Raw genomic sequence first — 23,482 nt, forward strand, 5'->3', positions numbered from 1 at the left:
TATATGGATAATAGAGAACGAAATCGGAAAATAAATAAGGAGTTAAGAAATGGTAATAGCGAGACCCATTAATGGAAGACACAGAAAAATTAAAGACAAGATAAAGATAGTCCTTTTTGCTATTTTTTTTATCCTTCCGTTTATAAGAATTGACGGAATACCATTAATTTTATTGGATATACCAGCTAGAAAATTTTATGTTTTTGGTTTTATTATATGGCCTCAAGAAATGTATTTTTTGCACATTATACTTTTGTTTTTAGGTTTTAGTTTATTCTTTTGGACTGCATTAGCAGGAAGGCTTTGGTGTGGATATGCATGCCCTCAGACTTTATTTACAGAAGTTTATGATAGTGTCGCAAGGAGGATCATAGGTGATAGATTTGGTAAACCATCGATGAAGAAAACAGATTGGTTTATTGTGTATATTGTCTGGTTTATCATGTCAATAATTTTTAATTTTGTTTTTTTAAGTTACTTTAAGCCATTTGAAGAAACCATCCATCAAGTCATAAATTTAGATTTTTTTGTACCTACCACATATTTCCCACAAAATTGGGTAATTTATATGGTTCTTGGGACCGGGACAGCTATGTTTAACATGGTGTATTTTAGAGAAAACTTGTGTAGATTAGTCTGTCCCTATGGAAGATTCCAAGTGGCTCTACTTGACAAACATTCACCTATAGTAACATACGATATCAAAAGAGGGGAACCAAGAAAACAACCCGGACAGAAGGTCGGACAACATAAGGGTGATTGTATTGATTGTAAACTTTGTATTCTCGTTTGTCCAACCGGTATAGATATTAGAGAAGGATTACAAGTTGGATGTCTCCATTGTGGTTTATGTGTTGATGCATGTACGAATGTGATGGGAAGATTCAATAAGGAAACATTGATTTCCTATAAGACGATTGATCAAGTAGAAAATCCTAACAGTAAAGTAAAATACTTACGAACAAGAACAGTGGTTTATGGAACTATATTGATAGTCTTATTGACAGCATTCATATATCTATTAGCAACAAGGGTTCCAATTTACACATCAGCATTAAGGGATAAAGAAATATCAAATATCTACATTCCTGGGATTGGTTGGAGAAATGGTTATGAAATCCATATAGGAAATTTGTCTTTTGATCCACTAGATGTAGAAATTGATGTTGTGAGTGATTATAACTTTATAGTGTTGAGTGGTGCTAAAGAATTGCAAATCAAACCAGAGGGATACGAAAAAATTAGATATATCATAGAATATTCTGAGAATCAGAAAAAGCCCAATGTTTCGTCAGTTCCATTAACTTTTGTAATCAAAGATAAGAATCATCCAAAACACGTGAAAAAAGTAAAAACATATTTTACATTTCCTATAAACTAAAAAAATGGGGAAATTAATAGTCAATAGGAAAATGATGATGAAGCAACCTTTACACCCCTCTGTAAAAAGAATATTCTATTTGGTTTTTTTTATTTTCATTATTTTTTTTAGTGCTATTGGAATAACAATCTACATAGCTCAAAAGAATTACGAACCTATTATTGATGCAAGGTATTACGAGAAAGGATTAAATTACGTTGATAGAAACAAAGAATTTCAAAAGGCAAAAGAAAAAAAATGGGAAGCAAATGTTAACATTTGGGATAAGAACGTTATAAAGAGAGAATTTCCTCTGATAATCGAAATCAAAAACCAAGATAAAAAAGTTATCAATGACTTTTTTTCTGATAAAGAGAGAAAAGTAATAATATTAAAAATTTCTTTACCTGCTACCATAAAACAAACATTTAATGTGGAAATTTTAGAGAAAGACTTTATATTGGCAAATGATACGATAAGAACAGAAAAGGTAATAACAATACCAAAAGCAGGTTTTTGGGAATTTAGTTTAGAAATTAGACCAGAAAAAGATGCTGCAATTTATATGAATAAAAAATTTCAGGTGGAATAACATGGAAGCATTATATATTACCATACCATTAGCAGCAATACTGGCTTTAATCTTTTTGGGATTGTTTTTTTGGTCTGTGAAAACTAAACAATATGATGATACTGAATATATTGCTCATAAAATGATCTTGGATGATGATGATGATTATGATAAAACCATAAAGAAGTTGTAAGAGTTTATGGAAATTTCAATCCAATACCAAAACGATAAAAGAGCAAAACTATATTTAATAGAAGGTGGTAAACTCAAAAAAGAAGCAAAAAAGAAAAAACTGCTGAAGTTTTTATATAAGCTTATTTTGTATATTATATTTGTTTCAATAGTTTCGTTTGTTGTCTATCGATATATTCAACTTGTTAGACCATCATGAGTATTCGATGTTATCATTGTGGTGATGTAGTAACTAATCATGAACATATAATCAAGAACGAACAAGAAACCTTATATTTTTGTTGTAATGGATGTAAACAAGCTTACTTATTCATTAACAGTATAGGCTATGGTTCCTATTATCTGAAGAGAGAAGATTATGCTGAAAAACCTAAAGAAAATGTCGAATTTAGTATTTTTGAATTTATAGAAAAACAGCTCCCCGAAAAAAGTCTTCAAGATACATCATACCAAATAACTAAATTTAAAGAAAGTAATTTTTATATCAAAGGTTTACACTGTGCTTCTTGTGTTTGGATTAATGAAAAAGTGGTTTCTTCCTTGGATGGAGTATTAGAGGTAAATGTTTCTTACTCAGCCAATCGAATTTACTTAAAGTGGGATCCTACAAGAATTTCTCTAAAAGATATTGTAAAAAATATATATAAAATCGGTTATGAAGTAATTCCCATCGATGAAAAATTAGAACAACCCCAGAAATGGAAAAGTGATAAGCTCCTCAAGAAGATGGCAGTTGCAGGTTTCTTTACTGGAAATAACATGCTTATTAGTGCAGCTCTTTATGCGGGATATTTTGATTATATTGATCCCTTCATGAAGCAATTTTTACATTATATAAGTTTTTTCTTTGCTACACCTGTTTTTTTTTATAGTGCTACCGAATTTTTTCGCTCAGCCTTTTATTCTTTGAAGCACAGAATCTTAGGAATGGATATTTTGACAAGTGCAGGTATAACTCTCGCTTATGTTTATAGTATTTACATAACTTTCACCCATCAAGTTGATAAAGAAGTATTTTTTGATGCTATTTGTTTTGTTGTATTTGCAATTTTGACAGGTAGGTTTATAGAAAGTCGACTCAAACTAAGGACCTATCATCATACTTCTAATTTAGTTTCGTTGCTTCCTTCAATTGTAAGAAAGTTGAAAAATTATCATTATATTCAAATCGTTGGTAATACATTTTTCTTAAATTCAGAACAAATTGACATCAAAGAAAATGATTTTGAATTCACAAATATTGATTTGGTAGAAAAAAACGACGTTATTCTTGTCTATCCGAATGAAATCGTTCCTTTGGACTCTAGACTTTTAAACGAGAGTGCAGAAGTAGAAGAAGCTTCTCTGACGGGGGAATTCAAACCCATATTGAAAGTTCAAGATCAGTTCATTATTTCAGGCTCAAAAAATATCTCACCATCAATTCTTTTTCTTCAAGTGATCAATACCAAAAAAGAAAGCACAATTTCCAAAATCCTCCAAATGGCAGAAGATAGTATCAAAGATAAGTCTCGGGCAGAGAGCTTAGCCGAGAGAGCTTCGGCCATTTTTATTGGTTTTGTTTTGATCTTGTCTGGAATTGTTTTTACTTTTTGGTATTTCTATAGAAATGACCTACCGAATGCGATTTTGATCACTTTATCAACATTGATCGTTGCTTGTCCTTGTGCTCTGAGTCTTTCTATTCCTACCGCTGTGTTGGCGGGAGTTCAAAAACTTTTTTCTTGGGGTTGTTTAGTGAAAAATTCAACTTCTCTCGAATTGTTAGGAACAGCGAAGATCGTTGCCTTTGACAAAACAGGAACACTCACATATGGAAATTTTTCGTTTGAGTCCATTTTAAGTTTTATTCCTGAAAAAGATTTATATGAAATCATCAAGGTTATCAATCAGTATCAAAAAATGATTCTTCTCCAACATCCCATCACCACTTCTTTTATACATTTAGAAAAAAACTGGTCATCTCTTAAATTACAATTATTAAAAAATCCTTATGAGAATCAAGACTTAGACATTCAGAGTTTGGATAAAGAAAAGTATGAAATTCAGTATGTCTCAGGATCTGGGATAAAATTATCGAATTCCAAGTTTTGCCTTTATTTGGGATCAAGAAAATGGTTTTTTGAGAATGAATTTTTGATAGAAGATGAATGGGATTTTCAAGAAGGAGTAGTGGAGGTATTTTTAGGTTTTGAAAGAAAACTCAAAAACGAAAAAAATGTTTTAGCAATTTTTCTATTACGAGATACAATAAAAGAAAACGCGAAGGAATTGATCTTTGAAATAAACAAAAACTTCAAAACAGTCTTACTAACAGGAGACAACGAAAAAAACGCCCGTTGGGTATCTCAACAAATTGGGATTCATGAGGTCCATCATTCCTTAAAACCAGAAGAGAAAGCAAAAATCATCAAAGAATTACAAAAGAATGCAAAGGTCTTGATGATAGGTGATGGAATTAATGATACTATCGCATTAAAACAAGCTGATTTGGGGATATCTTTTGTTGATGCCAGCAAATTAGCTCTATATTCTTCCGAAATTTTGCTTCTCAATCCAAATTTACTTGTGATTAAAAACATGATTGATCTTTCACGTTATACTTTAAGAAAGATGAAACAAAATCTATTTCTTTCGTTCCTTTATAATACTTTACTACTTCCTTTAGCAATGATAGGTTTTATCAACCCTTTTGTGGGTTCTGTTTTTATGTCTTTGAGTTCCATCACAGTCGTTGCTAATTCTCTTACAATTCTGAAGTTCCAACCTAAAAACTTAACTTACTTAAGATAGCCCAGAAATAGCTAAAAAATACCCCATGATGGTATTTATTTCTTTTTCTAATTCTTCTTTTCGTATTTTGAGTTCTTCTATGCTTTGCGGATGTTCCTTTGAGCGAAGACTAATGTAGATTTTTACTTTAGGTTCAGTTCCTGAAGGCCGAATTGTCAAAAGCCCTTCTGGTTCAAGTTCGAATTGGATTACATCAGATTTAGGAAGGATTTTAAAGTATTCAGGATCAGGTTTTTGATTGATCCATTGGTATTTATAATCATAGACTTTGATGATTTTACGATCATCTAAGGTTTTTCCTATAAGGGGGGTTGAACGTAATTTTTCAATGATTTGATTCATCTTTTGTAAGCCATCCAATCCTTTCATCGCTACAGATTTGAGGTCTTCTAAATAAAGACCATACTTTAAATAGATTTCGTCCAAATAAGACAAAAGATTTCCCTTCTCGATTGCAGCCATCGTTAATAGCAAAGTCGATGACAAAGAGTCTTTGTCTCGAACAAAATCAATGGGTAAATATCCATAGGACTCTTCACTTCCAAATAAATATACATCTGTTTTGGGATTGTAGATGTATTTTCCTTCTTCGATCCAACGCATTTGCTCTGCAATGTATTTAAATCCAGTGAGTAAATCGATTATGTGTAAATTGTTCTTTTTCGCAATTTCTTTTTGTAAGTTTGTCGTAACGATTGTCTTATAGACAAAGTAACGTTTGTCATTATGTCTTTTTATTTTTTCTGCTAAGTATGCCAAAAGAATGCTTCCTATTTGATTTCCAGTAAGGAGAACGTAATTTCCATGGGAGTCTCGAATACCTGTTCCCATGCGATCTGCATCAGGGTCTGTTGCTACAAAAAGGTCTGCTTTTACTTTTTGAGCTACTTCTTTGCATAAAGTTAGAGCTTCGGGTTCTTCGGGGTTCGGGTATTTGACTGTGGGAAACTCTCCGTTGGGCTCCATTTGCTCATTGACGGGTATCACCTCAACTCCGTATTTTTCTAAGAGCTCTGGAAGCCACTTGCCTGATGTCCCATGTAGTGGCGAAAAAACTACCTTGATGGGTTTTTCTGCTTTTTTGACAAAAAAAATCGAATCAAATTCGCCATAATACATTTTTTTTATATCATCACCAATGTATTTTACCATTTCTTTGAATTTTGGGTCCTCTGAGTCAAGAAAAGGGATGTTCCAGTCAGGAATGGCATCGATTTCTTTTTCTATTTTTGTTTGGGTTTCTCCTACGATTTGGGAACCATCATCCTGATATACTTTGTAGCCATTATATTCAGGGGGATTATGACTTGCTGTGATAACTACTCCTCCACTTGCTTTTAGCTTACGAATGGCATAGGATAAAATGGGTGTTGGAGCTACTTGATCAAAAAGATAAACTTTGATGTTTTTATTAGCGAAAATTCCAGCTGTGATCTTAGCAAAATCAAAACTCTTTCGACGAGAATCATAAGCAATCACAACTGAAGGTTGTTTAAATTCTTTCAAAAGATAATTCGCAAAACCTAATGTAGTTTTTCCAACAGTATATTCATTCATTCTTCCAGGTCCCAAGCCAATCACACCTCGAAGCCCACCTGTTCCAAACTTAAGTTCAGTCATGAAGGCAAAGACATCATCCGAACGATCTCCCTGAAGATAACGATGAAAGATTTTGGCTGCTTCTTCTCTGATTTCCAAAGGAAAATTAGGTCCGCACCAATCCAAAATCCGTTTTTTGATTTCAACATCCTGCATGAAGATATCGTTCTAAAATTCTTTTACAAGTCAAGATTAAATTTATCAAATTAAGTTTAAAGCTTAGAACGAAAATTAATTCAAAACTCACAAAACCCGAAAGAATAAATATTTACTCACATCAACAAGCTCAAACATTTCTCAGTTAGAAGTATTACCTCAAAGCGAAAGAACTCTTACTTGGATTTTTTTCGAAATCATGATTTTTTCGCTCGATTCATCCCTAAAAACATTTTCTTATCTTGGCAAAAAATAAAAAATGGAATCTAAATGCATACAAGTGAATATTCAGAGATTTACAAACAAGCGGGTGTGGATACTCAAGCAGCGCAAAGATTGATACAGAAAACTGTTCCTTTCATAAAGAAGACCTTTCATTCCCACGTGTTGTCTGATATTGGTGGTTTTGCAAGTTGGTTGGATTTGAGTTTTGTTAAATCCATGAAGAACCCAGTACTCTTAACATCCACAGATGGGGTGGGAACCAAACTACTTTATGCTACTTTTTTGAATCGTTATGATACTGTCGGCTTTGATTTAGTGGGGATGTGTGCGAATGATCTTTTGGTTTCTGGCGGGATTCCTTTGGCTTTGTTGGATTATGTGGCTGTTGGAAGATTAGATGAGGAAAAAATTTCTCTTGTTCTTCGTTCCATTGCTTCGGCATGCAAGCTGATTCATTGTGCCTTGATTGGGGGAGAAACAGCCGAACATCCAAATGTAATGAAAAACCCAGATGATTTTGATTTAGCAGGATTCATAATTGGAGTAGCCGAAAAAGAAAACCTACTTCCTCACTCCATACAAGAAGGAGATATCGTGATGGGCATACCCTCATCGGGAGTTCATTCCAATGGACTTTCTTTGGTGAGAAAATTGTTTTTCGATCCTGCCAATCCCTTTGCTGACAAAATCGCAAATAGAGATTTCATAAAAGAAAAAATCTTTTTACAACCTACGGTTTTATACGAGAAGATTTTACGAGATTTGATAGAATCAAAACTAATCAAAGGCTTGGTGCATATTACAGGAGGAGGTTTTATCGAAAACATCCCTCGCATACTTCCAGACGATCATTATGTGGAATTACAACCTTGGGAGCTGGAAACACCCTTTCGAGAGATTGCCCAAAAAGGGAACTTAGATTTTCAAGAAATGATCAAAGTATTCAACTGTGGGTTTGGAATGATAGCTATCATCAGAGAAAAAGACGTTCCCACATTACAAAAAGAACTACCTACTAAAATCAAAGAATACAAAAAACAATACCAATCCATTCAGAAAGAATTTTTCCCAGAATTCCCTCAATGGGAAAATGACTGGACCCTACCTTATCTTTCTGAGACTCCAAGAGTTTTAGGTAGGATCAAAAAAAATCGCCAATATTCAAAAAAAGTGATTCTTAAAGAATAATATGCATTTAGGAGAACTCACAATCGAGGAATTGGAAACCTTTTTTCGTGAGTTGGGAGAACCTTCTTACCGAGCAAAGCAAATCTTTATTCGTATTCATCGACACTTAGCACTTTCTTTAAGCGAATTCACAGAAATCCCAAAAAGAGTTTTAAAGATCTTCGAAGAACGTCAATTATTCTCCACTTTACAAATCAAAAACCGAAAGATAGTTGAAGCATTAAGTAGTGATTGTGGAACAGAAAAATTCCTTTTTGAGTCTCCTAATCCCAAAGTGAGTTTACAACGAAATTTTGAGTCTGTATGGATTGTTTCCGAAAAACGACGGACTGCTTGTGTTTCTTCTCAAAGCGGTTGTAGTTTGAATTGTGTGTTTTGTGCTACAGGTCAGCTTCCCTTCAAAGGGAATTTAGAAACATGGCAAATCCTCCAACAAGTCTACATCATGATTCGAATGAGAAATCCTGAGTTTCCTTTTATTCGAGAAAGATTGACGAACATAGTGTATATGGGCATGGGGGAACCTTTTTATAATTATGATAAAGTGATTAAATCTGCTCACTTATTGCATCACTCTTTGGGGTTAAATCTTGGGGCAAGGCATATCACGATTTCTACTGCAGGGGTTGTTCCTGCGATAGAACGTTTCATCAAAGAAAAACAGCCATTCAATTTAGCAGTCTCGTTAAACCACCCAATTTCAGAAAACAGAAGTGAACTAATGGATATCAATAAAAAATACCCATTAAAAGATTTATTGAAGGTCCTCAAAACCTATGTGAAACTTTATAGAAAGAATATCACTTTTGAATATGTTTTGATCCCAGAAGTCAACATGTCTTCTGACCACATCCGAGAGTTGGTTCGTATTTCAAAGTTCATCAAGCACTGCAAATTCAACTTGATTCCTCTTAATACAGAATTTCATCAATGGCGAAGACCCACAGAAGAAGAAGTCCTCCATTTTCAAAACGAACTCAGAAAACACGGTATTTTAGCTTTTTATCGTGGCTCTCCAGGACGAACTATTGATGCTGCTTGTGGAATGTTGAGTTTGAAGTCATAATTAAAAAAAATTATAAATATTTTTTATAAAATATATTAAATTTTTCATACTACAGAAAATGAAATCAAAGAAATTTTGTGATCGTAGAGAAACTCTTCTTGGCAAAGACTAAATTTTTATCTTTGTAAAAGAAAGGAGGAAAAAATGAAAAAGACTTTTTTTGGTATATTGAGTTTACTGTTGGCTTTTCCTTTGGTTGCAAATTCTAAGGTCCTAAAGCCTGGTGATAAGGCACCAGATTTCGTGATGTACTTGGATGATGGGAAAAAAGTGAATCTCTATTCTTTTTTGAATCAAGGGAAAAAAATCGTTTTATACTTTTATCCGAAGGATGATACGTATGGTTGCACAGCTCAGGCAATCAACATCAGAGATAACCTAATCGAATTCCAAAAAAGAAATATTTTGGTTTTCGGTATTAGCACAGATGATCTCGTATCCCATCGTAATTTCAAACAAAAACACAAATTGAATTTTCCTCTGGTCTCTGATTTTGATAAATCCATATCCAGAGCCTATGGTGTTTTGAGTATGTTTGGTATCGCTCAAAGAGTAACGTTTGTTATTCGAAGTGATGGAATCATTGAACATGTTATTACTGATGTTGATGTAGATCGACATACCCAACAAATCATAGAATTAATTGACTCAAATTATCAAAGATATCGTATTTAATAAGGGGAAATGAAAACCCCTTTTGTTTCTACATTTTGTTTATAAGTTCCAAAACTTCATCTGAGATTTCATGCAATGGATAGTTGCGATGGAATAGGATTTCAATAGGAGAAGTCAATGCTTCATCGTTATAAAAGAGAAAGTGGTCAGTGTTCTTTAAAATATGAAGTTGATATTTTTCGGAAGAAGGTTTTTGGTTTCGAAAGTGTTCGATGAATTCTTTGGGGTATTCTTCGTCCATCTCTGAAAGAACATGTGTAACGGCAACATTCTTCATCAAAATTGAATTAAGTAATTTTTCGAAATAGATTGTTTTTGATTCTTTAAGGAATTCTTGATTTTCGGGAAACTGGAATCGATACAAAGTTTTTAGAAAAGCAATTATGTCTGGGTGGATCTTCTTTTCGATCATTTCTTTTTGCTTTTTCTCCCATTCTTCTTCTGTAATGGTTTCGTATTCGGTTTTTTGTCGCCACTGGTTTGCTTGTTCTTTAGCTTTTTGGATGATGTCTTCTTCGACTTTTGTGATTTTCATGGTAAGAAAAATCACCTCAAGATAAAAATCCAACAAACTATTAGGATAACCACATTGAAAAAGATAAAGGTCTTTTAGTTTTTTTAAATCTTGGATTTGATCAAGCGCTAATAGAGCTACGTTGCAGCCATCACCATGGGCTAAAATTGAAAACTCAGAAATTTGATTTTGAAAGATTGGTTCTTGGTTTATTTTATTAATTAAAGTCTGAAAGTCCTCCCGTAGTTTTTGTGGTGAAAAAAAAGTTAATGGTGGTGCATTGCCATCTATTCGATCGTAAAGTAAAACGGCTATTTGACGTTCTAATAGGATTTTAGCAATTCTTAATCCTAAGTTGGTTTGGATATGAGAAGAGTTCCAGAATTTATCCATTCGCACAGTAGGAACGAGGAAGATAAGTTTCTTAGGTGTTGAAGGAAAATAGAGGATGTAGTTTGTTTCTTTCAGTGTTGTGTATTTCGACTCAAGTTCATGTTGTAGATACAACTTTTGAAGGTTCGGGAAAAAACGATATGCCAAAAACAATAAGGCAAATCCAATGATAATTACAGAAGAAATGATGATGGATTTTTTCGTGCTCATGGCTAAAACACAAAATAAATAAATTGTTGGGATGTAGTAGATAAAGTTGGAAGCAGAATTCCAAAAGTCAAACTTCCCACAACGAACAATAAAAAGAAATTATATTTCCATCTTGCAAAATGCTCAGGCTTGTATTGGATCCAATGGAAAAAAAGAGTCATAAGGACATAAAAAGTAAAAGTATCCAAATAATCAATTTGTTTTGTGGTGAAAAATTCCTTCCCCATCACAGATTTCACAAATTCTCCGTCGCCTTGGTTTTCGAGAAATTCTTTTTCAACCTTGTCGTGGAAATTCCCATAACTTCCTTTTAGGAGCTGAAGCATGATTTCAACTGAATGAAACTGCTTTTCGGGATAGGAAACGCTTTGAGAACGAAACATCAAAGCCCCCAGCGAAAATAAATAAAAAATAAACAAAATCTTCAGAATGATAAGAAAAAGATTTTTCGTTGGAACAGTTTTTAGCTTAAGGACCTTTTCGAAAAATCTTTCCACTGAAAGTAAAACTCCCCACATCGTTCCCCAAGAGATATACGTGTAATCAGCACCATGCCATAGTCCCCCTAACGAAAAAGTCAAAACTTGATTTATGTAGGTTCGTAATTCGGAAACTCGATTTCCTCCTAAAGGAATGTAGATATAATCCCTGAGCCAAGTAGCTAACGTAATATGCCATCTTTGCCAAACTTCTCTTGCAGAACTGGAGAAAAAAGGAGCTGAAAAATTCTCAGGGATTTGATAACCCAAAAGATATGCTGATCCTCTCGCTAAATCCGTATAACCAGAAAAATCACAATAAACCTGGATAGAAAAACCCGCACCTGCCAAAAGGATTTGATCAAAAGAATAAACCTCAGGTGAACGAAAAACAGGATTGATAATATTCCCCATAGGATCTGCTATGAGAACTTTTTTAATGAGGCCACTGATAAGGAGCCACAACCCAGAATAAATATAATCTCGATTCAAAGAAGGTCTTTGGTTAAAAAAGTCCTTAAATCGCATGATGGGACCAGCAATCAACTGAGGAAAAAACAAAATAAACAAGAAATAATCCATAAAACTCTTTTTTTCTGTGATCACCCCACGATAAATATCAATTGTGTAGGCAAGGATTTGGAAGGTATAAAAACTAATGGCGAGTGGTAGGAAAACCTCTCTTTCTTCGAAAATTTTTTGGGAAATCCCTAAATCCGCAAGGATATTCAAAAAAAAGTGAAAGTATTTAAAAAACGATAAATTCAAAACTAAAGCAATTATTTCTACGATCAAAAATAGCTTTTTTTTGTTGGGATATCGGAATATCAAAAGATGAATGCCATGACTGAATAGAATAATAGAAACAAAATGAAAGCTCCATCGTATACCTATCCAACCTTCTTCCGTAATACCCCAGTTTGCATAAAAAATCAAAGATGAGATGATAAGAATCAATTTTCTGTATCGTTCAGGAGATGACCAGTAAAGAACAAAGACAATTGATAAAAAGATAAAAAACAAAATGGAATTAAATAACATTGTAGTTGGAATTTTTTTTGCAAATGATACGTCAATTTTTTACTATTCTTGTTTTATGAGGAAACCTTCTTTTTCGAGATACGAAATGGCTTCTTTTCTTAAAACTTCTTTTTTGTTTTCCAACTCACCTTTTTTTACTTTTTCTAAAAGGTATTTTAGAGTTATTCCATAAATTGGACCAGGACTAATGCCCATGAGTTTTATATCCTCACCCTTGAATTCTAAATCTTTGATTTTCAATTCTTTTTCTTTTTCATATACGGCTAACAACTTTCGAATTGGAAGAGAATAGGGAATATGATTTGCGTAAGCTTTTTTATTGGATTGGAAAAATTGAAGGATCATATTCATTTTTTCTTCATCAATTTTTTTTATAAATTTCCTTAAAGATTTTTCTGAGAGATTTATGTTCGTGTAGTATTGGTGATTTTTAATCAAAAAGTGGACTTTGTTAGAAATATCTACTGGGAATTGAAAGCGTTTTAGGATTTGACTTGCAATCGCAGCAGAAATAGAATCTTCGTTTAAGTAAACATTCTTTTTTTCTTTTTGGATTTTTGTGCTTTCGGATTTTCCTATGTTCATCAAAAGTCCTGCAAGGCGAAAAACTGGATCAGGATTTGAAATGTAATCACAACTATATATGCAGTGAAAAAATAAATCATTTTTATAGTTTTGATATTTTTTAAAACCTTTGATTTGGGCAAGTTCGGGAAGAAACCAATCCAATATTCCTAATTCGTCCATGCTCAAAAAAGCCACACTGGGTCTAGCAGAAGTCAAAATTTTCAGGAATTGATTTCTTAAAAACTCAGTATTGAGTTTTCGGAACTCTTCTTCAGAAATTTGAGATTTGAGGAGCTCGAAGGTTTCTTTTTCGATGATAAAGTCCAACATGGATGTATAAACTACAAGAGTTAATATGTGCATCATGTTTAATTCATGGGGTTTGATGAGTCGGATTTTCCCAAAAAGTAAATCTCTTTCGTCCTGAGGATTACCAAGCCATGCTTCTTTATAGGGATTGTATCTTAGTCGATCAATCGAAATCAAAACGTGAGGATAAATAAAAGGTTTTTGTATGAGAAAGTGATATTCAACTTTGGGTTCTTCTTCAAAAATCCAAAGAATTACTTTAAAGGCATTTTTATATTGATGCAACCGAAGATTTTGTTTAAGGCTAAGATTCTGAAATAGTGATAAAGTTTGATTATATTGATTTTCTGGAATAGAAAATACAAGTACAGGTTGTTGACTTCGTAGATATTTGAGGGATTGACCAGAAATATAGTTTTTTAAAAAATGGAAAGGTTGTTTTGATAACCAATCCAATAATCTTTTGGATACATAATAGTTTTTTTGGTTTGCAATGAAGGGTTTTGTATAAAGCATATTTATTTTAAGAAACAATCAAAAATTCAGTATTTTTCTAAATGTCATTAAAAAAATAAAATGTGATTTTATGTCTGTTTTTTCTTTTTGTGAAGGCTTTAAAATTCACTTAACGAATTTTGATTCTTATAAAATTTGGATATATGAATCATGATTCATTACCTAAAAAAGAACTCCCTTTTGTATTCAAACAATATGTGGCTTGGGGAGACATGGATGCTTTTCAACATGTGAATCATACCATGTATTTGAAATACTTTGAAAATGCTCGGGTAGAATTCTTTCATGCGTTGGGTTTCGGAAAAGAAGCAATACAAAATATAGGCATTGTGGTTGCAAACATGACAATGGAATTCAAAAAACAAGTTCGTTATCCATCATGGCTTAAAGTTACGATTGGTGTGTTAAAACTTCAATCTCGTTTCATTCAGTTTGGTTGTTCTATATGGGATGAAGATCAAAAATTAGTATTTTCTGCCAAAGGAAATTTTTTTTGGATTGATTTTCGAACAGGAAAAATCGTATCTCTACCGAAAGAATATTGGACTAAATTTGAGCCTTATATCACTCATCCATGAAACCCTTATGAGGAGAAATTTCTTACTTCTTTTTTTTGGTCTGATTCTTGGTTTATCTTCAGAAGAAATTCCCATTTATCGAGTAGTAGTGGATCCCGGTCATGGTGGTGTTACGAAAGATGTAAAAGATGATCGTTGGGATCCCATCACAAAGGAATTTCTGGATTACTACAATGCAGGAATGTCTTATAAAAACTATCATGAACATAGAATTGTTTTGGTAGTAGCAAAAAAGCTCCATCAATATTTACACATGACAGAAACCGATGAGGGATGGAGAAAATTCCATTGGATTCTCAAACAATATGCAGAACAAGAAACTTTCCCGAGAATCGTGATCAAAAGCTATTTAACTCGAGATAAGAACTGGGAGGACACAAAACTTCCGAAAAATCATCCATCAGTGAATGAACCTTTTCGTCTTTATGATTATCCAAAAAACAATCAAATGCAGTTGGGAAGGATTTCTTATATCAATTCCCTTCGACCTCATTTGGTAGTAAGTATCCACATGAACCCAGGCGGGAAAGGTCATAAAGGTGGGATGTTTTCGGTTCTTGCTCCGAGTTTTCAAACCTTTGATTATCTTAGAAACATGTTTTTAGGAAAGATTGATAAGAAAAAGTTCGAACAGCTTCCTTGGGCACCTTTTTGGTTGGTGAACGAAAAAGGTTGGTCAAAGTTAGAGATGGCTTTTTCTGATACCTGGGTTTACTTTCATGGTTATCGATGGAACAAAAAAACCAATTCGCCATGGGAAGAAAAAAATCGGGGCTTTCGTTATAATATGGTAACGTGGATTTATAAAGACTCAGATGACTGGATACAGAAAGCCATTGAACAGAAGAATAAAAAACTTCCTGGGCCTTATAGCTTGGACTATCGAAAATTTATACCCGAAGGAAAATATTGGGAAAGAGAAAAAAGCGAACTTGAATACTGGAAGAGGGAAAAACCATTGCCGGAATATGGAATTCCTTTTGGTGGAGACAATCACTATGCTTCAGATGAATTGTTGCGTTTTATCCAATATGGCTTGAGGATGAGGTATCCTGAGTTGGTCAAAAAAAACAAAATTTCTGATATTGTTGAACCCTATGTGAGTGCTTATGCCCTTCCCACTCTTGTAAATGCGATTTGTGCGTATTTGGAAATTGGTCATTTGGATGTGAAACGAGATCGGGAGTTGGTTTTGAATTATTCGACTGAGATAGCTCGTTCCCTTGCCGTTGGGGTTTATTCTTTATTTGTCGGCTTGAGTCTAAAAAAGAACTACAAAGAAAAGTTTAAACCGAGAGGTAAAAGTGTCGATTTTAAAAAATACATAGAGCACAAAGATGGTAATTATTTTGAGAAAGTTTTCCCTTAACATAAAAAAAGTCATTCTCAGTATTCTGTTTCTTTTTTTTAATGTTGGTATTACTTCCCAAGAATTAGCTGATAAGGATGAGTTAGATCTTTATCGAGAACTCTTGAGATCGAGTGGTGAACTACTTTATGTTCCTTCTAAAACAGAAATCGAAAGAACAATGAAGTCATATATCGAAGAAATTAGTGCCCACAAAGAGAGTTTATCTCAGTTCTATAACTCATTGAAGAAGCTTGGATACATCAATGAATATGATATTTTAGATATGGAGCTTCGTAGTTATAAAGAGCATTTCTTTGAAAGAAAAGAAATGGAAGTCTTTGTAGAATACATAAGAATAGTGTGGAAAAATCAAAGCCCTTATGAAATCATCCTAAGAAACAAAAGTACGTTATTTCCGAAATTAAATATACGAAATACGGTGTTTGTTCTTCCCATTCACAATTTTGAGTTTGATAACCATCAAAAATTAAAAGATCCATCTCTTGAGGTTCTTGCAAGGCTTTCTTATCAAGCAGGTATGGGAGAAGAATTTTATTTTGTTTTTCCTTCTGTTTTTGAAGGAGAAAGTTCCCTTATTGGGAACTTCCAGCCCAAAATCTATAAAATTTATGACTTTACCATAGGAAAAGCAAACCCTAAAATCATCAATGACATGAGCTTAAAAATCATTACTTATCAATACATTATCTATCGACTACGCTACTTGGATGTAAAATTTCGTTCCATCATAAGAAATCGTTTGCGGAAAAATGTTTATGAATTTTATCGAAGTATTCCGGATACTCGATACTGATGGAACGTATTATTGACCATTATGGGATATTAGGGATACCACGTGGTTCGTCAATAGAAGAAATAAAGAAAGCTTTTTGGAAATGGGCAAAAATCTACCATCCAGATAAAAAAGGCGATCCAGAAAAATTCTATCAACTTTATACGTCTTACAAGTTCCTATCGGATCCAATAAAGAAAAAAGAATACGACCTTTTATTACAGAAGCATAATTCAAAAGAAAGCACCTCAAAAGAAACTTACTATGTGATTGATGCAAGGCGTCTAATCTATACAGCAACTTTAAAAAAATTCATAGAAGAAAACATCAACCTTAAAACCATTAAAGGAAAAGAAAGAAAATTTTTAGCAAAGATAACGTATGATTATATCGTTTTACTCAATCGAAATGATTTTTATAAAAACCTTTTGCTTCCAATTCCCATGATTTTCGATAGGATTTGTGAATATTGTCATGGTAGTGATCTTTATTGTTCTTACTGTGATGGAAGAGGTTATCGAAAAACAAATGGCAATGTATATATAAAAATCCAAAAGTGTAGTTTACAGGATTTACAAATTCTTAATGTATCTTTGAAGGAGTTCAAACATCCTACGTTAAGAGCTCGCATTAAAGAAGTCAAGGTTTTGATTCGATTTGTTTGAGTTCGACAAATTAAATAATATCGAATGCTTTTAAAGAACGATACATGGTTTCAATAGTCATGAGGATGATCCCTGCTAAGGGGATAGCTATCAACATTCCAACAAACCCGAACCATTTCTGAAAAGTGATAAAAGCTAAAATTGCAATAATGGGATGAACATTGACAGAGCGGGCTAAAATCACAGGTTGGGTAAAGACATTATCAACGAGTTGGGCAAAACCAAAAATCAAAATCGCAGCAGGAGTAAGGGAAGGATCGGTAAGTAGAGAAACCGAAAGGATGGGAATAAAACCCAGTGCTGGACCAAAATAAGGAACTACATTAATTAAAGAAGCAAAGATTGCTAAAATAATTCCATAGGGCAATTTGATCAAAACCAATCCCGGAAGTAGAATCAATAAAAGAATCAGCATTTGGATGAGAAGTCCTCGTAGATAAGAAATAATGCCATATCGGATTTTATAAGTAATCATCAAGGTCATTTCGAAAAATCGATTCGGAACCAAAGACATCAAGTAGCGATAGATTTCATCCCCTTCGAGCATGAAAATAAACAGAAGAATTGGGGTGATGATTGCGAAAGTCAATAGATTGGGAAGGATCTCAACAAAGTGAGTAGAAGCTACTGGTTCTAACACAAAGCTCAAAATCCAATTTGTGTCAATATCGAGTTTTGAAATATCAAAAGGCAGAGTATCTTTGTATTCTTCTTTTAGTTTAGCGATGATTTCTGGGAGTTTTGAAGAAATGTATTTGATTATCTCATAGATTTTGTTGATTTGTTCTACTATAAAAGGGACAAAAAAATAAATAACAAGATAAAGTATCAATAAAAAGACGGCTAACGTAATCACCACACTCATGAGGCGGGGGATACCTAAACTTTCTAAAAGATACACATAAGGATTCAAAAATAAAGAAACTAAAAAAGCAATACTAATGGGAATGATCAATTCTTTGATACCAAACCCGATAAAAATCAGTAAAATCAAAATCAGAGCGAAGAAAAGAAAACGAACAACGTGAATGGAAAGATTAATGTTTTTCATGAACTTGAGTTTAATACTTTGCTTTCAACACATCGTTCTAAGACTTCGTTAGTTTTGATTAATCTATCTCCTAAGATGGTTGCAATGTTATAAAGAAAAATGTTGCTAATGTGGGGATTGCGTTTCATCAAGACTTTGAGGTCAGGGTTGAAAAATCCCAAAAGAGTTGTCGGTTCTAATGCGATAGCCGAAGCAGAACGAGGCTTATCAATCAAAAGGAGACTGATTTCACCAAAAAAATCACCTTTCGTAAGGATTGAAAGAGTGGTTTTTTGGCTATTTTTTTCTTTGTAGATTTCGACTTTTCCATCGAGGATGATATATAAGCCTAAGCCGGGTTCACCTTCTCGAAAAATGAGTTCATTTTTTTTGTAGTATCGAATATGGCAGCGAGACCGAATGAGCTTGAGGCTTCGTTTTGGGATGTTTTGAAAAAGGGTAAGTTTAGCCATCATTTCCAATTCTTCTTGGATTTGATTTTGCTTTGGTTGTTGGATACTCACCCATAAGGTGTTCAGCAAAGAGGCGATTTCGTTTTTTTGATTCATAAAATGACAAAAACAGGAATCTATCTTATTGATAGATTGGCAATGATTTTTTGATAGACATAGACGTAAAACGATAAAAGATGGTAGTTAAACGGGATGTAGCGCAGTGGTAGCGTATCTGCTTTGGGAGCAGAGGGTCGCAGGTTCAAATCCTGCCATCCCGATATTTGCGTCAGTAGCTCAGCAGGATAGAGCAATGGCCTTCTAAGCCATGGGTCGGGGGTTCGAATCCTCCCTGACGCAAAGATGGCGGACGTAGCTCAGCTGGTAGAGCGCCAGATTGTGGCTCTGGTGGTCGCGGGTTCGATCCCCGTCGTTCGCCCATCCCTCTTGAAACCCTTGAAAATTGTTGACAATGCCAATTTTCAGAAAAACATTTCCGCTACATGAGCTCATGCGAGTGTGGTGGAATTGGTAGACACACCAGATTTAGGGTCTGGTGCCCGTTAGGGCGTAAGGGTTCGAGTCCCTTCACTCGCAATAGGCGGGAATAGCTCAGTGGTAGAGCGTCTCCTTGCCAAGGAGAAGGCCGCGGGTTCAAATCCCGTTTCCCGCTCCAGTTATCATAAGCTACTGGAGTAAGAAAACATCGTCATAAAAGTCGAAAAAAACCCTCCCTGAAAGGCAATCCACCGCTACCCTGTCATCATAATTATGATAGATAACGATTTCCTGTTCTGTTTGGTTTTCTTGGAGTTCAGAGTTCCCCCGCTCTCTTAGTTCCTTCATGATTTCAAAATCCAAAAGCATACGCAGAAGATAGCTCATGGAATATCCTAAGCATAATCGCAGCTGAAAAAGACGACCCCAAATCACGGGTTCTATTGAAATCCAGTAGCGTTTGTAATTTTTTGTTGTGGGTTGGTATTCGGCTGTGAGGGTTCTTTTGGTTTGGGATTTTGATCGAGAGTATAGTTTTCTTATATGTTTTGAGATGAGGTAATTGATGGTTTTAGGAATATCATCATGGAATTTTCGTTGAGCGAGGCGAGTGAGGTAAAGATAGTAATTGGGTGTGAGGTTCACGCACACGATGTGTTCTTCTTTGGTGAAAAAGTGATTTTGATGTCTCATCACAAAAAGATATCTGGGATTTTTGGAATTCTTTTGAAAAATTTTATATCGATGAAAATTTTTTTCTCTGGTTGATATGTGTGATATTTTGAACATTGGGATTCCTTTTTCGATAGTTGGATAGCTAATCCCTAAAATCGAATTGCCATGGGATTCTTAACGAAAAATTTTGTTTAGAATTTCTCAATCATTAAAAATCGTAGGAAAATTACATGGAATACCATGTTCAAATCATAGAGCCTACTGTAGCTTTGGTGAACTTCAAAACCAATCAGGAAGATTTCGAGAAAGCAAAAGAAAAAACATATCTTGAGCTTTCAAAAAAACTCAAGATACCAGGTTTTCGTCCGGGTAGAATCCCCGTTGAAGTTGTGAAAAGACATGTGGGTGATTCTATCATAGCCGAGACGATGGAAACTCTTATACGAGAAACCTATAATTCTGTATTGGATCAATTGGATCCTAAACCCATAAGTATTCCTGTTTTTGATATTGTAAAGTTCGATGAAAAAACCCTAGAAATGGAATTTACTGCTGAGTATGAATTTTATCCCAAAATCCGACTTACAAAATATAAAAGACTCAAAATTGAAAAAGATGAATTAGTAGAAGATCCGACTTTGGTAGACGATGCTTTAAAAGAAATTGCAAAGCTTTATAAAAACTATCTTCCCAAAGATTGGGAAGACCCAGAAAAAAACAAAATCGAAGAAAATGATTTGGTATTGTTATCCATCAAAATCATCAACAAAAATAACCCGAAAAACGTTCATGAGATAGAAGAGTATGATTACTGGATGAAAGCAGAAGACAAAGAATTTCCGGAACTAAAAGAACGGTTATTAAATAGAAAAGCCCAAGAAGAATTCGAATACGAAAAAAAAATCGAACCCAAAAGCAAGTTAAAAAAATTTCAAAACAAACAGGTGATTGTCAAAGTCAAAATATTGGAAGTTCGTAGAGAGTCCATACCAGAAATTGATGATGATTTTGCAAAAATGGTAGGGTACTCGTCCCTTCAAGAACTCAAAGAAGAGGTTCGAAAAAACATTCGAAAACAAGCAGAAGATCATTTAGAAAAAGAACTCATTAGTCGGATTTTTGATGAAATCCAAGAAAAAAATTCCATTCATCTTCCCGAAAGTCTCATTCGTAGAAGGATGGAGATTGAACTTGATAGGGTTTTGGCGGAACTTAAACTTCCTAAAATGAGTTTATCAGAATTTGCAAAGGTGGCTAAAGCGACAGAGAAAGAAGTAGAAGAACTTTTACGAAGACGTTCAATTTTGTATTTACAAGATGAAATCATACTAGAAAAAATAGAAGAACTCGAGAACATCCAGGTCACTCAAGAAGAAAAGAAAACTGAACTAAAAAAAATTCTCGAAAGATACGAAAAAACACAAGAATTAGATCAAGTAGTAGAAGAACGTATCAAAGATCAAAACTGGGAACGCTACTTAGATTATAAATTACGAAACGAAAAAGTGTTAAAATGGTTATTAGAAAACATGGATTACGAAAAAGGAAGAGTCATTACCACAAGGGAACTTTACGAAAAAGGAATAATTAAAATATATTGATTTTTTATTGACTTTTCGTTTAATTTTCCGTATATTATTACCATTAAGGAGTATCTATGTCAATACCTTATGTGATTGAACAAACACCGAGGGGAGAACGTCAATATGACATCTATTCAAGGTTGTTAAAAGATCGAATCATCTTCTTGGGATATCCCATTGATGATCACTATTCAAATATTATAATCGCTCAGTTACTTTTTTTGGATGCAGAAGATCCAGAATCAGATATTTATTTGTATATCAATTCACCGGGAGGATATATCACGTCAGGGTTAGCAATATATGATACTATGCAATACATCAGAGCCGACATTCGAACTATTTGTGTTGGACAAGCATCCAACATTAGTTCTCTATTATTAGCTGCTGGGACTAAAGGGAAACGTTCTGCTTTACCTAATGCTCGAATTGTAATGCATCAACCTTTAGGAGGAGTAAGTGGTCAATCCAAGGACATTGAAATCCAAGCACGAGAAATCTTGGATATAAAGGATCGATTGAATGCCTTGTATTCTTTGCATACGGGGAAAAGCTTAGAACAAATAGAGAGAGATACCGATCGGCTTTTCTACATGAACGCTTATGAAGCAAAAGAATATGGATTGATCGATAACGTGATTGAAGTAAATGCAAAAAAACTCAATAAACTCAAAGAAGCGAATGTGATGTAAAAAAAAAAAAGAGAGGCTGGAATGGAATATAAGAGAAAAAACAATACGAATAAAAAAGATACTTTGCATTGCTCCTTTTGTGGGAAGTCTCAGGAGCAGGTAAGAAAGTTGGTGGCTGGTCCTGGTGTTTATATTTGTGATGAATGCATTGAGTTGTGTGTAGAAATCATTTCCGAAGATAATAATCGTTCGGAGATCAATCAAGATGTCATAAAAAGCATCCCTACTCCGAGAGAAATCAAGCAAGTATTGGATGATTATGTGATTGGACAGGAAGAAGCAAAAAAAACTCTATCCGTTGCTGTTTACAATCATTATAAGCGAATTTATTCTAAACCTTCATCGAAAGATGTAGAATTAGATAAATCCAACATTTTATTGATAGGACCAACGGGTTCAGGAAAAACACTCCTTGCTCAAACCTTGGCTCGATTTTTAAAAGTTCCTTTTGCGATAGCAGATGCTACATCTCTCACAGAAGCAGGGTATGTGGGTGAAGACGTAGAAAATATATTATTACGTTTGATTCAAAATGCGGGAAATGATGTAAAATTAGCAGAAAAGGGGATTGTTTATATTGACGAAGTGGATAAAATTTCTCGTAAATCCGAAAACCCTTCCATCACTAGAGATGTTTCTGGAGAGGGTGTCCAACAAGCTCTCTTGAAGATCGTAGAAGGAACGATTGCGAATGTTCCACCCCAAGGAGGAAGAAAACATCCCCATCAAGAGTTTATACAAATTGATACAAAAAACATTTTATTTATTTGTGGTGGTGCCTTTGTGGGATTGGAAGACATTATTTCAAAACGACTGGGTGCTAAAACCATTGGATTTGAACGTCATCATGAAAATTCAATGGATGTGAAAAAACTTTCCCGAACTGAAATCCTAAGACATGTCGAACCTGATGATTTGGTGAAGTTCGGACTCATCCCAGAGTTCATTGGAAGGCTTCCTGTTGTGGCAACCTTAGAAGAGCTGGACATTGAAACGCTCAAGCGAATTTTCACTGAACCAAAAAATGCTATCTATAAGCAATATAAAAAAATCTTCGAAATGGAAGGAGTGGAGCTTATTTTTGAACCTGAGGCTATTGATGCTGTGGCTAAAAAAGCTATCCAAAGAAAAACAGGAGCTCGAGGTCTTCGTAGCATCGTGGAAAAAATCATGTTGGATCTCATGTATGAAATTCCTACAAGAAGAGACGTAGAAAAAGTCATCATCCACGAGGGTGTGATCAATCGAAACGAACAACCAATTTTGATCCTCAAATCTGAGTCAAGTGAAGAAAACAAAGAAACAGCATAA

At 34.2% G+C, this 23,482-nt stretch carries 22 protein-coding genes and 5 tRNA genes; 20 read left to right on the forward strand and 7 right to left on the reverse strand.

Annotation, left to right across the window (positions count from 1 at the left end; all coding sequences use genetic code 11):
* Positions 1 to 49: 49 nt before the first annotated feature.
* From ccoG to NZ853_09860, 5 genes are read left to right on the forward strand one after another with little or no spacing between them, the layout of a single operon-like run.
* Positions 50 to 1,381, forward strand: a complete 1,332-nt coding sequence (gene ccoG, locus NZ853_09840; protein ID MCS7205989.1) for a cytochrome c oxidase accessory protein CcoG — start codon at positions 50 to 52, stop codon at positions 1,379 to 1,381.
* Between the two features lie 37 nt (positions 1,382 to 1,418).
* A complete protein-coding gene (locus NZ853_09845) occupies positions 1,419 to 1,952 on the forward strand; it encodes a FixH family protein (GenBank protein MCS7205990.1) in 534 nt (177 codons plus the stop codon).
* A 1-nt stretch (position 1,953) separates the two neighbouring features.
* Positions 1,954 to 2,124 carry a cbb3-type cytochrome oxidase assembly protein CcoS gene (gene ccoS / locus NZ853_09850; protein ID MCS7205991.1) on the forward strand — a complete coding sequence of 57 codons (171 nt, stop codon included), beginning with the start codon at positions 1,954 to 1,956 and terminating at the stop codon, positions 2,122 to 2,124.
* Positions 2,125 to 2,130: 6 nt separating this feature from the next.
* Complete coding sequence (locus tag NZ853_09855; GenBank protein ID MCS7205992.1) at positions 2,131 to 2,322, forward strand: hypothetical protein; 192 nt, start codon at positions 2,131 to 2,133, stop codon at positions 2,320 to 2,322.
* Positions 2,319 to 4,916 carry a heavy metal translocating P-type ATPase gene (locus NZ853_09860; protein MCS7205993.1) on the forward strand — a complete coding sequence of 866 codons (2,598 nt, stop codon included), beginning with the start codon at positions 2,319 to 2,321 and terminating at the stop codon, positions 4,914 to 4,916. The genes NZ853_09855 and NZ853_09860 overlap by 4 nt, the downstream gene beginning before the upstream one ends.
* On the opposite strand, the gene NZ853_09865 is transcribed toward NZ853_09860, so the two are convergent.
* Complete coding sequence (locus tag NZ853_09865) at positions 4,908 to 6,671, reverse strand: phospho-sugar mutase (GenBank protein MCS7205994.1); 1,764 nt, start codon at positions 6,669 to 6,671, stop codon at positions 4,908 to 4,910. The genes NZ853_09860 and NZ853_09865 overlap by 9 nt on opposite strands.
* A 270-nt stretch (positions 6,672 to 6,941) precedes the next feature.
* Between NZ853_09865 and purM the strand changes: the two genes are divergently transcribed.
* From purM to NZ853_09880, 3 genes are all read left to right on the forward strand, one after another.
* Entirely contained in the window at positions 6,942 to 8,084 is a 1,143-nt protein-coding gene (purM, locus tag NZ853_09870; protein MCS7205995.1) for a phosphoribosylformylglycinamidine cyclo-ligase, read from the forward strand.
* Between the two features lies 1 nt (position 8,085).
* Entirely contained in the window at positions 8,086 to 9,150 is a 1,065-nt protein-coding gene (locus tag NZ853_09875) for a radical SAM protein (protein MCS7205996.1), read from the forward strand.
* Between the two features lie 144 nt (positions 9,151 to 9,294).
* The gene (locus tag NZ853_09880; protein MCS7205997.1) at positions 9,295 to 9,825 is read left to right on the forward strand and encodes a peroxiredoxin; all 531 of its coding nucleotides are present in this window, start codon (positions 9,295 to 9,297) and stop codon (positions 9,823 to 9,825) included.
* Positions 9,826 to 9,853: 28 nt separating this feature from the next.
* Here the strand turns inward: NZ853_09880 and NZ853_09885 are convergent, their stop codons facing one another.
* The 3 genes from NZ853_09885 to NZ853_09895 are packed head-to-tail and all read right to left on the reverse strand — an operon-like array spanning position 9,854 to position 13,854.
* A complete protein-coding gene (locus tag NZ853_09885) occupies positions 9,854 to 10,942 on the reverse strand; it encodes a hypothetical protein (GenBank protein ID MCS7205998.1) in 1,089 nt (362 codons plus the stop codon).
* A gap of 2 nt (positions 10,943 to 10,944) precedes the next feature.
* On the reverse strand, positions 10,945 to 12,462 hold the full coding sequence (locus NZ853_09890) for an MBOAT family protein (GenBank protein MCS7205999.1): 1,518 nt from the start codon (positions 12,460 to 12,462) through the stop codon (positions 10,945 to 10,947).
* 42 nt (positions 12,463 to 12,504) lie between these two features.
* On the reverse strand, positions 12,505 to 13,854 hold the full coding sequence (locus NZ853_09895) for a hypothetical protein (protein ID MCS7206000.1): 1,350 nt from the start codon (positions 13,852 to 13,854) through the stop codon (positions 12,505 to 12,507).
* 143 nt (positions 13,855 to 13,997) lie between these two features.
* Between NZ853_09895 and NZ853_09900 the strand changes: the two genes are divergently transcribed.
* Genes NZ853_09900 through NZ853_09915 form a run of 4 tightly spaced genes read left to right on the forward strand, consistent with a single transcriptional unit; the run spans position 13,998 to position 17,241 of the window.
* Positions 13,998 to 14,432 carry an acyl-CoA thioesterase gene (locus NZ853_09900; protein MCS7206001.1) on the forward strand — a complete coding sequence of 145 codons (435 nt, stop codon included), beginning with the start codon at positions 13,998 to 14,000 and terminating at the stop codon, positions 14,430 to 14,432.
* A 7-nt stretch (positions 14,433 to 14,439) separates the two neighbouring features.
* Positions 14,440 to 15,801, forward strand: a complete 1,362-nt coding sequence (locus tag NZ853_09905; GenBank protein MCS7206002.1) for an N-acetylmuramoyl-L-alanine amidase — start codon at positions 14,440 to 14,442, stop codon at positions 15,799 to 15,801.
* Positions 15,770 to 16,597 (forward strand): hypothetical protein, encoded by an 828-nt coding sequence (locus tag NZ853_09910; GenBank protein ID MCS7206003.1) that lies wholly within the window; start codon positions 15,770 to 15,772, stop codon positions 16,595 to 16,597. The genes NZ853_09905 and NZ853_09910 overlap by 32 nt, the downstream gene beginning before the upstream one ends.
* The gene (locus NZ853_09915; GenBank protein MCS7206004.1) at positions 16,597 to 17,241 is read left to right on the forward strand and encodes a DnaJ domain-containing protein; all 645 of its coding nucleotides are present in this window, start codon (positions 16,597 to 16,599) and stop codon (positions 17,239 to 17,241) included. The genes NZ853_09910 and NZ853_09915 overlap by 1 nt, the downstream gene beginning before the upstream one ends.
* 10 nt (positions 17,242 to 17,251) lie before the next feature.
* On the opposite strand, the gene NZ853_09920 is transcribed toward NZ853_09915, so the two are convergent.
* Both NZ853_09920 and NZ853_09925 read right to left on the reverse strand, forming a co-directional pair.
* Positions 17,252 to 18,292, reverse strand: a complete 1,041-nt coding sequence (locus tag NZ853_09920; protein ID MCS7206005.1) for an AI-2E family transporter — start codon at positions 18,290 to 18,292, stop codon at positions 17,252 to 17,254.
* Positions 18,289 to 18,840: a cyclic nucleotide-binding domain-containing protein gene (locus tag NZ853_09925; protein MCS7206006.1), complete on the reverse strand. Its 552-nt coding sequence runs from the start codon at positions 18,838 to 18,840 to the stop codon at positions 18,289 to 18,291. Before NZ853_09925 ends, NZ853_09920 begins: the two co-directional genes overlap by 4 nt.
* A gap of 92 nt (positions 18,841 to 18,932) precedes the next feature.
* Here NZ853_09925 and NZ853_09930 point away from each other — a divergent pair.
* From NZ853_09930 to NZ853_09950, 5 genes are all read left to right on the forward strand, one after another.
* Positions 18,933 to 19,004 (forward strand) — tRNA-Pro (locus NZ853_09930).
* Positions 19,005 to 19,009: 5 nt separating this feature from the next.
* Positions 19,010 to 19,083, forward strand: a tRNA-Arg gene (locus NZ853_09935).
* Positions 19,084 to 19,089: 6 nt separating this feature from the next.
* Positions 19,090 to 19,162: transfer RNA gene (locus tag NZ853_09940), tRNA-His, on the forward strand.
* Between the two features lie 74 nt (positions 19,163 to 19,236).
* Positions 19,237 to 19,320 (forward strand) — tRNA-Leu (locus NZ853_09945).
* A gap of 4 nt (positions 19,321 to 19,324) precedes the next feature.
* Positions 19,325 to 19,399, forward strand: a tRNA-Gly gene (locus NZ853_09950).
* A gap of 11 nt (positions 19,400 to 19,410) precedes the next feature.
* On the opposite strand, the gene NZ853_09955 is transcribed toward NZ853_09950, so the two are convergent.
* Positions 19,411 to 19,914 (reverse strand): DUF1564 family protein, encoded by a 504-nt coding sequence (locus NZ853_09955; GenBank protein MCS7206007.1) that lies wholly within the window; start codon positions 19,912 to 19,914, stop codon positions 19,411 to 19,413.
* A 212-nt stretch (positions 19,915 to 20,126) separates the two neighbouring features.
* Between NZ853_09955 and tig the strand changes: the two genes are divergently transcribed.
* Genes tig through clpX form a run of 3 tightly spaced genes read left to right on the forward strand, consistent with a single transcriptional unit; the run spans position 20,127 to position 23,482 of the window.
* Positions 20,127 to 21,497 (forward strand): trigger factor, encoded by a 1,371-nt coding sequence (gene tig, locus NZ853_09960; GenBank protein MCS7206008.1) that lies wholly within the window; start codon positions 20,127 to 20,129, stop codon positions 21,495 to 21,497.
* 56 nt (positions 21,498 to 21,553) lie between these two features.
* Positions 21,554 to 22,171, forward strand: coding sequence for an ATP-dependent Clp protease proteolytic subunit (locus NZ853_09965; GenBank protein MCS7206009.1), 618 nt, complete (start codon positions 21,554 to 21,556; stop codon positions 22,169 to 22,171).
* Positions 22,172 to 22,192: 21 nt separating this feature from the next.
* Positions 22,193 to 23,482: an ATP-dependent Clp protease ATP-binding subunit ClpX gene (gene clpX, locus NZ853_09970; protein ID MCS7206010.1), complete on the forward strand. Its 1,290-nt coding sequence runs from the start codon at positions 22,193 to 22,195 to the stop codon at positions 23,480 to 23,482.

The sequence above is a fragment of the Leptospiraceae bacterium genome, from assembly GCA_025059995.1.
GTDB lineage: Bacteria > Spirochaetota > Leptospiria > Leptospirales > Leptonemataceae > SKYB61.

Excerpts from the sequence above, each read along its gene's own strand:
- ccoG (MCS7205989.1), top strand. The coding sequence starts at position 50 with ATGGTAATAGCGAGACCCATTAATGGAAGACACAGAAAAATTAAAGAC.
- NZ853_09845 (MCS7205990.1), top strand. The coding sequence starts at position 1,419 with ATGAAGCAACCTTTACACCCCTCTGTAAAAAGAATATTCTATTTGGTT.
- ccoS (MCS7205991.1), top strand. The coding sequence starts at position 1,954 with ATGGAAGCATTATATATTACCATACCATTAGCAGCAATACTGGCTTTA.
- NZ853_09855 (MCS7205992.1), top strand. The coding sequence starts at position 2,131 with ATGGAAATTTCAATCCAATACCAAAACGATAAAAGAGCAAAACTATAT.
- NZ853_09860 (MCS7205993.1), top strand. The coding sequence starts at position 2,319 with ATGAGTATTCGATGTTATCATTGTGGTGATGTAGTAACTAATCATGAA.
- NZ853_09865 (MCS7205994.1), bottom strand. The coding sequence starts at position 6,671 with ATGCAGGATGTTGAAATCAAAAAACGGATTTTGGATTGGTGCGGACCT.
- purM (MCS7205995.1), top strand. The coding sequence starts at position 6,942 with ATGCATACAAGTGAATATTCAGAGATTTACAAACAAGCGGGTGTGGAT.
- NZ853_09875 (MCS7205996.1), top strand. The coding sequence starts at position 8,086 with ATGCATTTAGGAGAACTCACAATCGAGGAATTGGAAACCTTTTTTCGT.
- NZ853_09880 (MCS7205997.1), top strand. The coding sequence starts at position 9,295 with ATGAAAAAGACTTTTTTTGGTATATTGAGTTTACTGTTGGCTTTTCCT.
- NZ853_09885 (MCS7205998.1), bottom strand. The coding sequence starts at position 10,942 with ATGAGCACGAAAAAATCCATCATCATTTCTTCTGTAATTATCATTGGA.
- NZ853_09890 (MCS7205999.1), bottom strand. The coding sequence starts at position 12,462 with ATGTTATTTAATTCCATTTTGTTTTTTATCTTTTTATCAATTGTCTTT.
- NZ853_09895 (MCS7206000.1), bottom strand. The coding sequence starts at position 13,854 with ATGCTTTATACAAAACCCTTCATTGCAAACCAAAAAAACTATTATGTA.
- NZ853_09900 (MCS7206001.1), top strand. The coding sequence starts at position 13,998 with ATGAATCATGATTCATTACCTAAAAAAGAACTCCCTTTTGTATTCAAA.
- NZ853_09905 (MCS7206002.1), top strand. The coding sequence starts at position 14,440 with ATGAGGAGAAATTTCTTACTTCTTTTTTTTGGTCTGATTCTTGGTTTA.
- NZ853_09910 (MCS7206003.1), top strand. The coding sequence starts at position 15,770 with ATGGTAATTATTTTGAGAAAGTTTTCCCTTAACATAAAAAAAGTCATT.
- NZ853_09915 (MCS7206004.1), top strand. The coding sequence starts at position 16,597 with ATGGAACGTATTATTGACCATTATGGGATATTAGGGATACCACGTGGT.
- NZ853_09920 (MCS7206005.1), bottom strand. The coding sequence starts at position 18,292 with ATGAAAAACATTAATCTTTCCATTCACGTTGTTCGTTTTCTTTTCTTC.
- NZ853_09925 (MCS7206006.1), bottom strand. The coding sequence starts at position 18,840 with ATGAATCAAAAAAACGAAATCGCCTCTTTGCTGAACACCTTATGGGTG.
- NZ853_09955 (MCS7206007.1), bottom strand. The coding sequence starts at position 19,914 with ATGAGACATCAAAATCACTTTTTCACCAAAGAAGAACACATCGTGTGC.
- tig (MCS7206008.1), top strand. The coding sequence starts at position 20,127 with ATGGAATACCATGTTCAAATCATAGAGCCTACTGTAGCTTTGGTGAAC.
- NZ853_09965 (MCS7206009.1), top strand. The coding sequence starts at position 21,554 with ATGTCAATACCTTATGTGATTGAACAAACACCGAGGGGAGAACGTCAA.
- clpX (MCS7206010.1), top strand. The coding sequence starts at position 22,193 with ATGGAATATAAGAGAAAAAACAATACGAATAAAAAAGATACTTTGCAT.